Source organism: Dyadobacter sp. AC419, from assembly GCF_979253085.1.
In genome coordinates this window covers 592165-607115 of record NZ_CEEDCD010000019.1, presented here as the reverse complement: position 1 = coordinate 607115, position 14951 = coordinate 592165, and the positions used below count along the sequence as shown (strand labels likewise).

11 protein-coding genes are annotated in these 14951 nt (G+C 45.1%); 5 read left to right on the top strand and 6 right to left on the bottom strand.

The window, feature by feature from the left end; all coding sequences use genetic code 11:
- Positions 1-413: 413 nt before the first annotated feature.
- The 4 genes from AC0IYG_RS16165 to AC0IYG_RS16150 all read right to left on the bottom strand — a co-directional run bounded on the left by AC0IYG_RS16165 (position 414) and on the right by AC0IYG_RS16150 (position 6687).
- Positions 414-806, bottom strand: coding sequence for a response regulator (locus tag AC0IYG_RS16165; RefSeq protein ID WP_471712138.1), 393 nt, complete (start codon positions 804-806; stop codon positions 414-416).
- 106 nt (positions 807-912) lie between these two features.
- Positions 913-5127 carry a hybrid sensor histidine kinase/response regulator gene (locus tag AC0IYG_RS16160; protein WP_471712137.1) on the bottom strand — a complete coding sequence of 1405 codons (4215 nt, stop codon included), beginning with the start codon at positions 5125-5127 and terminating at the stop codon, positions 913-915.
- Positions 5128-5235: 108 nt separating this feature from the next.
- Complete coding sequence (locus AC0IYG_RS16155) at positions 5236-5619, bottom strand: response regulator (protein WP_471712135.1); 384 nt, start codon at positions 5617-5619, stop codon at positions 5236-5238.
- Positions 5620-5796: 177 nt separating this feature from the next.
- Positions 5797-6687 (bottom strand): TonB family protein, encoded by an 891-nt coding sequence (locus AC0IYG_RS16150; protein WP_471712133.1) that lies wholly within the window; start codon positions 6685-6687, stop codon positions 5797-5799.
- Positions 6688-6994: 307 nt separating this feature from the next.
- Here AC0IYG_RS16150 and AC0IYG_RS16145 point away from each other — a divergent pair, with 307 nt between their 5' ends.
- The 5 genes from AC0IYG_RS16145 (at position 6995) to AC0IYG_RS16125 (ending at position 11703) form a co-directional block, all read left to right on the top strand.
- Positions 6995-7600 (top strand): hypothetical protein, encoded by a 606-nt coding sequence (locus tag AC0IYG_RS16145; RefSeq protein WP_471712132.1) that lies wholly within the window; start codon positions 6995-6997, stop codon positions 7598-7600.
- The gene (locus AC0IYG_RS16140) at positions 7597-8769 is read left to right on the top strand and encodes a M56 family metallopeptidase (protein WP_471712131.1); all 1173 of its coding nucleotides are present in this window, start codon (positions 7597-7599) and stop codon (positions 8767-8769) included. Before AC0IYG_RS16145 ends, AC0IYG_RS16140 begins: the two co-directional genes overlap by 4 nt.
- 143 nt (positions 8770-8912) lie before the next feature.
- Positions 8913-9860: a hypothetical protein gene (locus AC0IYG_RS16135; RefSeq protein WP_471712130.1), complete on the top strand. Its 948-nt coding sequence runs from the start codon at positions 8913-8915 to the stop codon at positions 9858-9860.
- Positions 9861-9914: 54 nt separating this feature from the next.
- On the top strand, positions 9915-10499 hold the full coding sequence (locus tag AC0IYG_RS16130; RefSeq protein WP_471712129.1) for an RNA polymerase sigma factor: 585 nt from the start codon (positions 9915-9917) through the stop codon (positions 10497-10499).
- Complete coding sequence (locus AC0IYG_RS16125) at positions 10486-11703, top strand: hypothetical protein (protein ID WP_471712127.1); 1218 nt, start codon at positions 10486-10488, stop codon at positions 11701-11703. The genes AC0IYG_RS16130 and AC0IYG_RS16125 overlap by 14 nt, the downstream gene beginning before the upstream one ends.
- Positions 11704-11713: 10 nt before the next feature.
- Here the strand turns inward: AC0IYG_RS16125 and AC0IYG_RS16120 are convergent, their stop codons facing one another.
- Complete coding sequence (locus AC0IYG_RS16120; protein WP_471712126.1) at positions 11714-13960, bottom strand: error-prone DNA polymerase; 2247 nt, start codon at positions 13958-13960, stop codon at positions 11714-11716.
- Positions 13911-14945, bottom strand: coding sequence for a PHP domain-containing protein (locus AC0IYG_RS16115; RefSeq protein WP_471712124.1), 1035 nt, complete (start codon positions 14943-14945; stop codon positions 13911-13913). Before AC0IYG_RS16115 ends, AC0IYG_RS16120 begins: the two co-directional genes overlap by 50 nt.
- Positions 14946-14951: the final 6 nt, after the last annotated feature.

The following is a 14951-nucleotide window of genomic DNA, read 5'->3' as shown; positions in this document are numbered from 1 at the left end:
TGTGTAGTAAGTTTCTTCCGGAAAACCGCTGCGTTCCATAATGAGCAGCTGGGATTCCACATATGTGCCTTCGTCTTTCTTCATAGCACGCGAAAGGAGCGGCTCAATGTCCTTCCAAATGTCTTTCCAGACCACGGATGCGGGCTGTCCGAGCGCTATGGGGTGTTTTCCACGCACAATGTCAATGTAAGCATCATTGTACATTTTGATCAACTGGCTTCCCCACCCGATCCAGATCGGTTGTTTGGAACTCAGCATAATCCGCACGCAGGTTTTGAGGCTTTGCGGCCACAGCTGCGGCTTACCGAGCGGGGTTGCGCTCCAATTGAAAAGGCGCATCCGCTCGCCCATCTCACCTCCCCCGGCAAGAAATTCTAACGATTTTATTTCAGAATCAACCATTAAAGATCCGCCTAGAAATGTTTTAAGACAACTTGTTTAATTTCTTCCTTCACCTCATCTGTATTCGCTTGCTTTTTGATCAGGCCCGAAGCGCCCAACTCTTTACATTTCCTGACAAGCGACTGTTCATCAGAGGTCGAATACATTATAGCCGGAATGTTGGTAAATGCTGGTCGTTTGCGGAGCTCTGTTAAAAATTCCATACCATTCATTCTGGGCATATTAATGTCGATGAATATGATATTGGGACTAAACGAAGGTTGTGCTAATTTTTCGAGCGCGTGAACACCGTCTTTCGCGAATACGCACTCAGCGTCGGGCAGCGCATCTTGGAGCATCAGGGAAAATATTTCCTGATCGTCAATATCGTCGTCTATCAGAAAGACGGTCAAATTCTTTGGCATTTGTATATATAAGGTGCGAAAGCGGATTGTATCGGCAAGATAACAAAAATCCGATTTTCAAGAAAATGCCCGCATCCAGGCCCGCTGACTGACTTTTGAATGCTCGTTAAGCCGAAATGCAAGCCAGATAAGCCCTTTTAAGCGATGAAGTAATGTCGTCGTATCGCAGCGGTTTAGAAATGTAGTCATCCATTCCGGCCTGTATACATTCCTCGCGATCTTCCTTCATTGCGTTGGCGGTCATGGCGATAATGTATGGCTGATCAATGTGTTGCCTGCGGATGCGCCGCGTGGCTTCCAGTCCGTCCAGCTCAGGCATTTGCACATCCATAAAAATAACATCACACCTTTCTGCAATCGCTTTGGCCAGCACTTCCACACCGTCGCGGGTAACTTCCGGCTTGTAACCGAGCTTTGAAAGTATTTTTACAAAAAGCATTTCATTGATCTGATTATCCTCTGCGACGAATATTTTCAGAGGATATTTCGTTGCGAAATCTTCTGACAACGGAGACAGGGCAGGAATGGCAACAGGCAACCGGGTGATGTCGCCCTGGTTTTTCAGTTCAAGTTGTATAAGCTGTCCGAGCTGCTGATGTTTCACCGGTTTGGTCAAAATAGCTGCGAACAGATTTTTAAAATTCCGCCGCTGATCGTCTCCAACCGAGCTTAATAAAAATATAGGCAATGTGGGAAAACGATCCTTTATTTTAGCGGCAAGCGTCACGCCGTCCATGCCGGGCATTTGCTGGTCTGTGATGATGAGATCAAATTTTGCTCCGCTATCCAGGATTTCAAGTGCCTCAGATCCCGATAATGCAAGCGTAGGAACGAGTTTCCATTGTTCCATTTGCGCCTGGAAAATACGCAGGTTTGTCTCATTATCATCAATTACCAAAATCGCCTTACCATCATTTTCGACCGTGTTGAAATGAACATATTGCCGCTGCGTCTCATTGCTGATCTGTGTGCAAATCGTGAATTGAAAGCATGTTCCTTTATCCGGCTCGCTATCCACGCTGATGGTGCCGCCCATGAGGCTAACGAGCCTTTGGCTGATGACAAGGCCAAGTCCCGTGCCGCCGTATTTCCGTGTATGTGAAGAATCAACCTGCGAGAACGCCACAAAAAGACGATCCAGTTTATCAGCCGGAATGCCTATGCCGGTGTCCTTAATCTGGAAATTCAGCTCAATTTCATCTTCACTGATATGTCGCACGAATTTCACAATCACCAGAATTTCACCCTGATGTGTGAATTTGATCGCATTACCAACGAGATTGATCAGAATCTGCCTGAGGCGCTGGCTGTCGCCCATGATCTGATTGGGAACCTGCGGACTAATTTCATAAACCAAATCCAGCCCGATCACAGCAGCTTTGGAAGAAAATATATCGAGCACGCCTTCAATGCAATCGCGCAGATTGAAGCTGATCTTTTCCAGCTCCATATTGCCGGACTCAATTTTAGAGAAATCAAGAATGTCATTGATCACCGTCAGCAGGCTGTCGCCACATTTGATAATGGTGTCTGTATATTCGGATTGTTCCTCATTCATAGGCGTTTGCGCCAGCAGCAGCGCCATGCCGATCACGCCGTTCATGGGCGTACGGATTTCGTGGCTCATCGTTGCCAGGAAGACGCTTTTGGCCATATTCGCTTTCTCCGCTTCCTGCCTTGCTAGCAACTCGCGTTCGTGCTGGCCCTGCAATTTTGTGTTCATTATTTGCAGGTCGGCCGACTGTAATTCCAGTTCATGTTTTTGCCTGATTACTTCAACAGTCCGCTCTTCAACCTGTTTTTGCAAAAGGTTTTTCTGTCTTTTAATAACACCAACGCGCCAAAAATAAACGCCGAAAATGAGGCCCGCAAAGGATAATGCGGCCAATGCACGAAACCAAAGCGTCTGCCAGAAAGGTGGCGTAATGTGCAAAATAATGCTCGTGCCCTTCTCATTCCAGATGCCATCATTGTTAGAGGCTTTTACCTTGAAAACATAGTCTCCGGGATCAAGATTGGTGTAAGTCGCCTTCCGGTTTGTGCCTGCATAAATCCAGTTTTTATCAAATCCAACCAGTTGATACGCATATTGGTTTTTGTCCGAAAGCGTGTAGTTGAGTGCCGTAAATTCGAACGAAAGCATGGATTGCTCATAGGAAACCGTGATTTCTTTGGCTGCGCTGATCTCATTTTCAATGGGAGAATCCGTTGCGTTTACATGCACCGGCTCGTTGAAAATTTGAAAATCAGTGATGAAAACGGGAGGAACAAACTTGTTATATTTAATGCTGTCGGGATGAAAATAATTTAGTCCGTATTGGCCGCCGACGAAAACGACGCCTTGCTTATTCTTAAAAAGGGATAACCGGTTGAACGAGCCTTCCTGCAACCCGTCACTGGAATCGAAATTTTTGAACTCGCCCGTTTTTGAATTGAACCTTGTAAGGCCTTTGTTGCTCGTCACCCAAAGCATGCCGTTGCCATCTTCCGTAATTCCCTGGATCACATCATTGGGCAAGCCGTCCTTTTTTTGATAATGTTTAAATGTTTTTAGTTTTTGGTCAAACAGGTTGAGACCGCCGTTGGTGGCGATCCACACTTGTCCCTTTTTATCCTCATAAATCGCATTCACCTGATTGTTAGACAAGCTGTTAGCCTGCTGGCCATTCGCCTTGAATGTTGTAAAAGTGTTGCTCTGCTCATTGAATATATTGAAACCGCTGCCTTCCGTCCCAACCCAAAGTTTATTCTGAGAATCGAGTAACAATGAGAGAACAAGGTCGCCGCTAAGTGTGCCGGCTTTCTTCGGATCGGCCTTAAAAGTGGTGATTACACCCGTCGCTTTATCATATTTAAGCAAACCCTTTGAAGTGCCCAGCCACAGGCAACCCCTGCCCGGATCGTTGGTCATGACATGAATGTTCGCCTTGATCACCGAAGCCGGATTTCTCCCTTGATTCAGGTTTTGAAAACTGCCTGTTTTTTTATCAAAAAGGCTTAATCCGCCTTTGTAATTCCCAATCCAAATGTTCTGATTTTCATCTTCGGTAATGGCAATCACATAATTGCTTGCAATGCTGTTCGCGTTCGAGGCATCGTGTGTGAAATAAGTGAATCGGTTGTTGGTTCGGTCCACAAGGTTAACACCGCCGCCATCCGTCCCGAGCCAGAGCTTTCCTGCAACATCCTGAATTACAGCCAGCAGATTGTCGTTATTCAGACTTTGCGGGTTGTTCATGCTTGTTTTATACAAGCCAAATTTCAACGGTTCACGATCGAGCACATTCACACCGCCGCTGTAAGTGCCAACCCACATTGTTCCTTGCGGATCGCAATACATGGTGTAAATGGAGCCGTTATTGAGGCCGTCAATGTTGTTTTTATTGTATTTGAAATGCTTGAAGTCGCCATTTTCCTGCAAAATGTTGATCCCACCATTACGCGTGCCAATCCACACTTTACCATTTTTGTCCTCCACAATGGAGATCACATCATTGTGCGAGAGGCCGTCTGGCTGCTGATCGTTGCGCTTGAAACTGGTAAATTTGCTTGTTTTCCTATCATATAAATTGAGCCCGCCACCTTCCGTCGCGATCCACAACCTGCCGCGAGAATCTTCCACAATGTCGTTCAGGTCATCGTAGCTGATAGAAGCAGGATCTGCCGGATCGTGCCGATAATTAATGAAGCTTTTTGTGGTGCTGATGTAACGGTTGAGCCCGCCCCCGCTGGTCCCTATCCAGATTGTCCCGCTGCGGTCGACAGTTATGTCACTCACCACATTGTGACTCAGGCTACCGGACACCGCCGGATTATTTGAGAAAGTTGTAAATCGTTTTGTTTTCGGATCAAAAACGCTTGCGCCAGCGCCGATTGTGCCCAGCCAGATATTTCCCTCGCGATCTTCTGCAATGGAGTGAATCTTGTTGCTGCCAATGCTTGACTTGTCGCCTGCTTTGTGGAGATAATTGGTAAAGGTTTCCTTACTGCTGTCAAAAAGGCTTAGACCGCCATCATCCGTCCCAATCCACATTTTTCCCGACTTATCCTCGAATATAGCATGCACATAATTGTGGCTCAGACTGTTGGGATTTTGCGGATCGTTGCGGTAAACGGTGAATTTGTAACCGTCGAATTTGTTGAGGCCATCTTGTGTGCCAAACCACATAAAGCCGCGCTTGTCTTTCATAATGCACGTTACATTATTCTGCGAAAGGCCTTGTCCTGTGGTAAGATGCCTGAATTTGGCGTTGATATCCTGGGCGAAAGATTGGGCAACAAAAAGAACAATGAAGAAGGCGCTGGTAAACGTTTTTTGCATGCCAACAAATCAGTTAGAATTATTTCTACGTAAATTAAACTGAAATTGTTACTCTGCAAAGAAAATTTATAAAATTACGTTCAGTGACCTTGGAAAGAATTTTAGGGGTTATTTTAAGACCATCGCCTCACGAAGTTTTTCAGCCAGCATTTCCACTGTGCTGGGCTTTGAAATCACTTTCAAAATGCCGAAAGAATCATAATTAGGAAGATCAGACATGCGAAATCCGGTCAGAATAATGATTTCAGTAGAACTTGTTCCCAATGCTTCATTAATAGAAAACAGGCATTTGGGCAACTCCATAGCGGGCATGTTCACATCGAGAAATATGTTTGCGGGCGGGGGACAACTGCCGTTTCTTATTTTCTCTGCCGCATCCTGACAATTGAATGAATGTTCGCAGATTGCATCTGGAAAGGCCATTTCCAATGCGTAATTAAAAATTTCATGATCATCCGGATCATCGTCTATTAGCAAAATACTGTTATTCATTTTAGCCTATTCGTTTTTCTGCACTTTCAACCGCCACCTTTAAAATAATTATTCCTTCAGCGCTGATGTTTCGTAATTGTGTAACAGATTAAAACAAAAAAACAGGCCGCGGGATGTGAAATCGCGGCCTGTGAATCGGATTGAAGCAAAAATTATATTATCAAATTTTACAGAACATCATTTTTTATATTTCATGTTGACCGCCGGCAAAGGCATCTCGATCGGACTGGAAATCATATAGTAACGATTAAGCTCAATTTTCGGCGCTTCCTTTTCCGAAAGGTTAATGGTGTTTTCAAAGAATGCCTTGATCGCTGATTTTGGATTAAATGATGGCTTTGTGACACTTAGGCGACTTTTTCGGGCATATATATCCGGCTGTTTTTCCTTAATATGAATAGGCAGCTTCTCAATTTCAATGTCGAATGGAATAACAATGGTGTAACGCACCGCCACTGCTTTGCCATTTTGCCGGGCGGGCGTCCACTGCGGCATATGCTGCACAAGTCGCACAGCTTCTTCGTCAATCCCCCACCCTGGCCCGTTCACGATCACCGGACTGCTAATGTTCCCTTTTTCATCCAGAAAAAACGATACAAACGCTTGTCCTTCAATGCCTGCTTTCAGCGCTTCATCGGGATATTTCAAGTGGTGCGCAAAAAATTTGACCAGTTCTTTATTCCCTCCGGGAAATCTTGGCCACTTTTCAAGCGCTAAGCCATTGCCGGACGATTCGCCGTTTCCAGCAGATTGGGCCCTGCTTTCAGTTAAAGCGTTACTTTGGCGAACCCATCCCGGTTTGCGTTTAAGGGCAAGATCATAATCTTTAACCGTCTTTTTTACACTGATTTCCAGCGGCTCGAAATGCGGATGATCAATGGTCAGCACACTATTTTCGGGAACGCCATTCAGTTCAAAATATCCTTTCACATTGCTAACCGTCCCCAATGTCGATTCTTTGATAAAAACGGCTGCATTAGCGACTGCAAAGCCATTTTCGTCTTTGATCGTGCCTTTGATATCAATGATTTCATGAAGCGTAGCGGAATGAATGTTGCCCGCAAACACGGTTAAGAAAAGGATAATGAAGGTTCTGATCCAGAGCGGTTTGAGGAGTAATCATGTTCGTAATCATGCAAAGCGGCTTTTTCATGAGGGCTTTATTTTTGATCTTTTGAACGAAAACGTGTGTCACTTAATGGTCTGTAAAATAGCGAATAACCAGCCATTTCCCAACGCACAACCGTTCGTGTTTATGCGTCCGTTTTCCCTATTAATTTCGCTCACAAAAAATCTTTTGCTAAACCTTTTATCGTACGAAATATTTCCTACCTTTAAGCCGTGCTCTTGAAATAGTTATCTTAAAGATTAGATCATGACTATCCAACTCCCAAATCCAATCGTCTTGCAAACGCTCGTTCACGCTTTCTGCTGGGCACTCGTGCATTCAATTTGGCAAGGAATGGCGCTTGCGATCCTGGCGGCGATGGTTTTGGCGACGACGCGCAAATCTCAGCCCGCCTTACGCTATAATGTGTTGCTGGCTTTGCTAGGGATGTTTGTTGTGGTCAATGTTGTTACATGCTGGTTTTTGCTCGAAAATGGAGTGGCGAACGATCCAGCGCAAATTGATCACACAGCATTGAACTCAGGCATTCCGGTTGAGAATGACTTTGCAACGGCGATATTTCCTTCTCAATTCTCAGACAGCATTTTTGGAACATTCAGCCTGTTTTTAGGCCGTTACCAAAATTTGATTGTGGGCTGTTGGCTCGTCCTTTTTTTGTTTAAAACTGGCCGCACCCTTGCTGGCTTGCATTACATACATACGATCAGGCACAACCATACGCGTGCGATCAGCGATGCATGGAAATGGGAAATAAGGCAGTTAGCAGCCAAAATGGGTGTTTATGAAGTCATAATGGTTTTTGAATCGGGGCTTATAGGGCGCCTGTTTTGCAAGGATTTCTGCAACCAGTGATCATTGTTCCGCTCGGGTTTTTGACCAGTTTGCCACATCAGCAAGTTCAGGCGATTTTGTTGCATGAGCTGGCGCACGTGAAGCGTCATGATTTCCTTGTCAATTTTTTGCAAACATTATTTGAAAATGTCTATTGCTACAATCCCGCGTTTGTCTGGGTGTCGTCATTGATCCGCAGAGAACGCGAGAATTGTTGCGACGATCTGGTCATCGCCCTGATCGAAGACCGCACTTCGCTTGTGACTGCGCTGGTGTCTTTTCAGGAATCAGTGATGCCTGCTTCAAGTCCCGGCTTATCATTTAGGGGCAAAGAAAATCAGTTACTTCATCGCATTAAAAGGATCATTTTCAAGACTAATAAACCACTTAATACCATGGAAAAATTTTCGGTAACAACCGCATTAATCGCTGTCACTTTCCTGTCGGCAGCATATTTGACGCCGGCACCGGCAACACAAACTGTTATTCCAGCAATGGTTTCAGAACAGAAGGTTGCAGCAGCAAATCAGGTGGAAAAGCCATTGGCAAAGCCGATAATGCGTGCGCTTCCTGCTTCCGCCAAACTTACGGCGAATAAAAAACAAGTTGTAAAAACGGACTCGCTTCCAGCTGTTGAAAGCGCAATTGAAGATCTTAAAGATGCGCTTAAAGAAGGCGATGCAGCAAAGGTGGAGCGCTTGAAATGGACCGCATATCAACTGGCCTGGGAGACAAAGAGCCAGATCAAATTGCAACTCAAACAAACTGCGATGCTGGCCAATGCATTTGAAAACAACAAAACAAAGCTGGACAGTAACCAGCTTTTAGTGGACATGCAGGACGAGATAATAAGTGCTCAGCAAGAAATTTTAGTTAAGCAAAATGCTGGAATTGAGTCGGCCTTGGAAGAAATTAATACATTATCAAAGCTAGCGAGCCAGAACAGGAAGTTGCAGGAACAGCAAAAGCAGGAAGAGCTCATCAATGATCTGATTCAAGAGGGCATTGTAAAAACGAGAGAAAACCTTTCTTATAAGCTCCACAACATGTTTTTGATCGTGAATGGAAAGGAACAACCTGAAACCGTTCACCAAAAATTCAAATCCAAATATCTGGACAGGTCCTGGACCGAATGGGTTTACAACTGGGACGGCCGCACCGGTCTGCAATTTACAAGCGTCGTAAGATAACTGGCTATTTTACAGCCATTAACATTGGATGCTAAGCATTTCTTTATTTAGCCTCATATAAATGCAACGTTTTTGCTTTCAACCGGTGTCTTTGATTTTGAACGCCGTTAGTAAAAACACGGCCTGGCCCGCTTCAAGCATATATGAGACTAATTATCCTGATAATCGTTTGCCTGTTTGCCGTTACTTCATGTAATCAGGTGAATGATTTACAGCAAGTTGAGCCTGAACCGGTCCCTTCAAAAGTCATCCAGCATGTGAAAGATCAGTTTCCTGTTGCAAAAGATCTGGTGTTCAAACCGTTATTTGAAAAACGTGTCTGGGAAGTAAAATTCAACTCCGGAACGGATCAATATGTGTCGTTGGTCGACAGCCTGAAAATGTGGGAGACATTCCGTTACACTTCCGATCCGGCGCCGGCAGAAATAACAAATCTGCTCAAAGACAGCGGCTTTAAAGGCGGCACATTATCACGAAATACGGAAGACATCGGATTTTACACCACGCCAAATCGACGCAATAAAGTCATTTATGCATTCAATGGAAGAGATTATGTGCTCGACTGGCTATTTGTAGACGGTCGTTCGGTGAGTCTGATGTTCAGTCCGTGGCAATTCGGTTTCGCTGCTCCTGACGTCAAGTTTCTGCCTGCAAAAATTCAGCAATTTTTCAATGCCAATCCGGATCTGACATATGATCAGGGAGACATTAGGATTGATTTAAATTACAACGTTCAATATTATTTCCAGATCAGCTTCCAAAGAAATGGCCAGCGGGTCATTGGGCACATGACTTTTGATGGAAACGGCGATCTGAAATGGGTTTCCCGTGCTTTCAATGAGCCTGCAACGCCGCAAGATCCCTCCAATGTTACCGAAATGCCGGAGCCAATGCGCGCCTACATTGAGTCGTCGCCTGAGCTGGTTGAGTTTTACACGATGGATATTGCGGGATCTAAGTGGAGAGGTGAATACAAAGAATATAGCAGTTATTATATCCAGTTCAGTCATAAAACGTCACAGCAAAGCATTGAGATGTTCTTCGATAAGGATGGAAATCTGATTGACAAAGTTTATTATTTCGGATTGTAATTAGTATAAACTATTGCAGGAAATACGGGTTAAGGTGTTCATATTCTGTTTTTTATGAAGTTTTTTCTCTCAAAAAAATACAGTAATCTGGCCACACTGGTGAAAGCTTGTCAAAAGCAGGACACCAGTGCGCAGACTGCATTTTATGAGCGATACAAAGGACGGTTAACGGGCGTTTGTCAGCGTTATGCCAGGACAAAAATGGAAGCTGAGGACATTTTTCAGGAAGCATTTATTAAGATTTTTAACAACATCCACGATTTGAAAGATGCTGATGCTGTCGACAGCTGGGTAAAAACAACTGTTGTTCGGACGGCGATCAACTATTATCATCGAACGACCAAGCAGCAAGAACTGAACGGATCTCTGGATCATGTAGAAATCCAGTTTGAATCCGGTGATTATGAGCGCATTATTGATCAAATGAATGTCGCGGATTTGGTAAAAGTGATCAACGAACTGCCGGACAAATACAGAACAGTGATTAACCTGCATCTGATCGACGGATACACGCACGCGGAAATCGGCGAAATGCTGTCGATTCCTGATGTTACTTCGCGGTCGCAGTTTATGCGGGGACGCAATTTGCTATTAAAAAAATTAGAACTTAAAGGGATCGTGCAACATGAAAACTTCTGAGGAAAAACTCGATGAGGCACTGCGGGCAGCCCTTAAACGCAAGTTTGACCATTACGAGGACGCGCCCAATCCGTCTGCTTACGAGAAAATCCGCGCCCAGCTGAAACCTGGAAGACAGTGGAAATATCTGTTTTTTGCGCTGCTTTTCGTAGGAATTGGGATCGTGGGCATTATGACGGATCAGCATATGCTGAAAAAGAAAACAGCTAGAATGTCCAAGATTGCTGTCAGCGCTGGCGCGTATGCCGAGGTGAGTGAAAAAAGGAGTAAAAATTTCAAAGTTGATGAGTCTAATTCAATAAAAGACATTGTAAAATCATCTGCTGACATTGACCATTTGACCAAAGACAATGCTGTACAAAACAGATCAAAAATTGAAGTAAGAAGTGTATTGGGAAATGATTTGATTTCAAATGAAAGGAATTCGGAACAGGAGGTTAATAATGCCATTCCACCAAATAACAATGCTGTTAATGAGGAAGTTGCCAATCAAAACTTTGATTATAATGTAAATGAGCTGGAAAGCAAACCTTTAAAATTGAATTCTGTAAATGCGAATTTGCCTGTCATTTCACTGTCAAAGATTGATAATGCGCCCAAGGTTTCACGCAAATCCAATCTTCATTTGCTTTTCAATGCTGCCGTTTTGCAATCATATCAAATATTGACTGTGCCTTCGGGTGGGCAGAAGTTTCAGAATTTTCATTTTCCTTCCACGTTTTCTTTGCGTTCGCTGGGCTATAAATTCAGTGCGGGTGCTGAGAAAAAAGGATTTCAGTTCCTCATGCATTATAGCAGATTTCAGCAATCCTATTCTTATGAAATCGCTGGCGATGAGTATGTTGTGCAACCTGGTGACCAGAATGACTACGAGGTGATCAGACAAGGGACGCGGGTGAGCCAGGAGAAAAAATTCAGTCTTTTGGGCATTGGCATTAATAAGCAATTCACCTGGGGAAACACGTATTTAAGCAAATATTATGCGGTTGCCGGTCTGGAATATTCGCACGCAATTAACAGCCGGCAACACATTGGCTGGGTGAATGCGGGCATAGGAAAGCAGTTTCCGGTAAATAAGGGCACCTCGATCCAGATTGGCCCTTATGCAGAATTCAGCCCTGTTAAGTTTTCCGGCTCAGGGGATCCGTTTCTTTATCAGCCTTACCGCGTTGGCATTTCGGCCGGATTACGCTTCGCGCATTAAATGCATTTTTTTATCTGAAATTTCTTCCGGAAGGAAAAATTTCTGTTTGCACATCCCGGCGGACCTGGGTGCGTTTGTTTATCGCCTGGGTTGCATATTCATCTTTCTCATCGGCTCGCGAAAGGGTCAGAATCGCTGGATTCTCTTCCTCGGTAGCAGTAAGTTTTTTCAACAAAACGGATAAATCAAAGCATTTCTGAACGATAACGTGCGTTACATCGCCTTCTCGCTGCAATTTGCCCTCGACCATGAGCAGCTTCGCATGCAGGATTTCCTTTCGGTATTTTTCAAAAAGACTTTGAAACACCACCAGATTGGCAAATCCAGTTTCATCTTCAACCGTTATAAAACACACGCCGCCGGCCGTTCCGGGACGCTGACGGACCAGCACCAAACCTGCGACTTTTACAGGTCGCATATTACCAACCAGATCCAGTTGTTTAGTCGAAAAAACATTAAGCGACTGCAATTTCTCCCGCACAAAACTGACCGGATGCGCTTTGAGTGACAGTGACGTGGAAGCATAATCCTGCACCACATGCTCAGAAGCAGACATTAGCGGCAACTCCACTTGTGATTCCGATGCACTTTCCGAAGCCTGACCTTGAAACAGACCAACGGGCCTGTCGCTCAATGCGGAAACTTCCCACAAAGCGGCTCTCCGATCCAAACCAATGGACCTGAATGCATCTGCATCGGCCAACCGTTCAAGTGCAGCCATCGAAACGCCGGCATCGCGCAGGAAATGAATGTTGGCAAACGGCTTGTGCCGGGCTGCGATCAATGCCTGCATCTCTTCTTCCCTGATTCCCTTAATCTGCCTGAAACCCAGCCTGATCGAACAATATTTCCCGGTCTTTTCTTCCAGAAGATTATCCCAATTGGAATAATTAATGTCAACCGGCCGCACTTCCACATCGTGCTTTCGGGCGTCAATGATGATCTGCGCGGGCTGGTAAAAACCCATCGGCATGCTATTGAGCAAGGCCGTTGCAAACACATCGGGATAGTAACATTTGAGATAACACGACACGTAAACGAGCAATGCGAAACTGGCGGCGTGGCTTTCGGGGAAACCGTAACTTCCAAAACCTTCCAATTGTTTGAAAACCCGCAAGGCGAATTCCTCAGTGTAACCATTTTTGGTCATGCCTGCCACCAGCTTTTCCTCAAACTTTTTCACCATGCCTTTCACTTTAAAAGTGGCCATGCTCCGGCGCAGCTCGTCGGCTTCGGTTGGTGTGAAACCTGCTGCCACAATGGCAATTTTCATCGCCTGTTCCTGAAACAGCGGCACTCCCAATGTTCTTTTCAGGATTTCTTCCAGTTCTTTGGTGGGATAAACCACTTCTTCCTCATTGTTCCGCCTGCGCAAAAACGGGTGCACCATATCGCCTTGGATCGGGCCTGGTCGCACTATAGCAACTTCAATGACCAGATCGTAAAAGCAACGCGGTCTGAGCCTGGGCAGCATGGATTGCTGCGCGCGGCTTTCAATTTGAAACACGCCAATCGTATCCGCCCGACAGATCATATCGTACACGGGCTCTTCATTCTGAGGCACATTGGCAAGCGTGTAATCCTTGTCATAATGTTTTTTGGCCAGATCAAATGCCTTCCGGATGCAGGTTAACATGCCCAAAGCGAGCACATCGATTTTCAAAAAACCCAGTGTATCAATGTCGTCCTTATTCCATTCAATGCAGGTCCGGTCCTCCATCCTCGCATTCAGGATCGGGCATAGGTCAGAAAGTTTGCCTTGTGTGATGACAAATCCACCCGTATGCTGTCCCAGCTGCCTTGGGAAGCCCATGAATTGTTTGGTAAGGTCCAGGATTTTGATCAAATGCGGATCTTTTGGATTGAAACCCTGCTCTGCAACTCGCTTACCTTCAAACCATTCATCCGTAAATTCCCAAATGGAGCTCGCCAACCGGTTGATTGCATCAAGCGACATGCCCATCGCTTTTGCTACGTCCCGGATTGCGCCACGCTGATGCACCTGAGTTACCGTTGCAACAATGCCTGCGCGGTCCCTGCCGTATTTTTTATAAATATATTGGATCACTTCTTCCCTCCGCTCGTGCTCAAAATCCACATCAATGTCGGGTGGCTCGTTGCGCGCAGAGGAAATGAACCGCTCAAACAAAAGGTCAATTTCCAGCGGGTCCACCGAAGTGATTCCCAAACAGTAACAAATGGTGGAGTTAGCCGCCGAATCCCCTCCCCTGACACAATATTTTTTGCTCTCTGGCAAAGCGGACAATGTCGTAAACCGTCAGAAAATAAGGCGCGTAGTCCATTTCCTTGACGAACTGCATTTCATAATGAATGGCATCTTCCACTTTTTGGGGGATGCATTCACCAAACCGTTCCCAAGCTCCTTTCCAGGCTAATTCTTCAAGTTCTATCTCCGGCGGACGGTTTCCACTCGTAATTTCTTCGGGATAAATATATTTTAATTGACTAAGCGAGAACTGACAGGCATCTGCAATTTCCTGTGTGTGACAAATCGCGTCCGGATAATTTCTGAATAACCGCAGCATTTCATCATTTTCTTTCAGATAGCGTTCGCCGTTTTGATAAAGTAAGAAACCAGCATTATAAATGGTGCATTTCTCACGGATGCAAGTAAGCACGTCCTGCAATTCCCTTCTGGCCGGATGGTGGTAATAAACATCATTTGTAGCAACCATTGGCACATCCAGTTGCTCCGCTAATTGTGAAATCCTGTGGATTCTTTTGGTGTCGTCGCCCTGATATGACCTTGCCGCTGCAATGTAAACGTCTTCGCCCAAAGCCCATTTGTATTCCCGCATTGCATTCTTGAAATCAGAATCAAAATCAAAGTTGCGGTTCAAAGATGCCGGTGGGATTACGATCAATATCATTTCCTTTGCATACTTGAAAACATCGGATTTGTATAAATCACATTTCCCTTTTTCTGTCCTGAGATTCCCTTCCGTAAGCATGGCAGAAAGCTGTGAATAAGCTTGTTGCGTTTTGGGATAGGCCAGCAAACTGGGACCATCCAGCAGATCCAGCCGGCATGCCGGAATGATTTCAATATCCTTTCCCTTTGCCGCGGCATGCCCGCGAACAATGCCTGCGAGGGTGTTTCTGTCCGTAATAGCAATTTTTTTATAGCCATATTTCAATGCCTGCAGCACCAGCTCTTCCGGATGCGACCCGCCCCGGAGAAAACTAAAATTTGTGGTTACCTGCAGTTCTGTGTATTGCATTGTTTT

Coding starts and splice junctions, on each gene's coding strand:
- AC0IYG_RS16165 (WP_471712138.1), bottom strand. CDS start 806: ATGCCAAAGAATTTGACCGTCTTTCTGATAGACGACGATATTGACGAT.
- AC0IYG_RS16160 (WP_471712137.1), bottom strand. CDS start 5,127: ATGCAAAAAACGTTTACCAGCGCCTTCTTCATTGTTCTTTTTGTTGCC.
- AC0IYG_RS16155 (WP_471712135.1), bottom strand. CDS start 5,619: ATGAATAACAGTATTTTGCTAATAGACGATGATCCGGATGATCATGAA.
- AC0IYG_RS16145 (WP_471712132.1), top strand. CDS start 6,995: ATGACTATCCAACTCCCAAATCCAATCGTCTTGCAAACGCTCGTTCAC.
- AC0IYG_RS16135 (WP_471712130.1), top strand. CDS start 8,913: ATGAGACTAATTATCCTGATAATCGTTTGCCTGTTTGCCGTTACTTCA.
- AC0IYG_RS16130 (WP_471712129.1), top strand. CDS start 9,915: ATGAAGTTTTTTCTCTCAAAAAAATACAGTAATCTGGCCACACTGGTG.
- AC0IYG_RS16125 (WP_471712127.1), top strand. CDS start 10,486: ATGAAAACTTCTGAGGAAAAACTCGATGAGGCACTGCGGGCAGCCCTT.
- AC0IYG_RS16115 (WP_471712124.1), bottom strand. CDS start 14,945: ATGCAATACACAGAACTGCAGGTAACCACAAATTTTAGTTTTCTCCGG.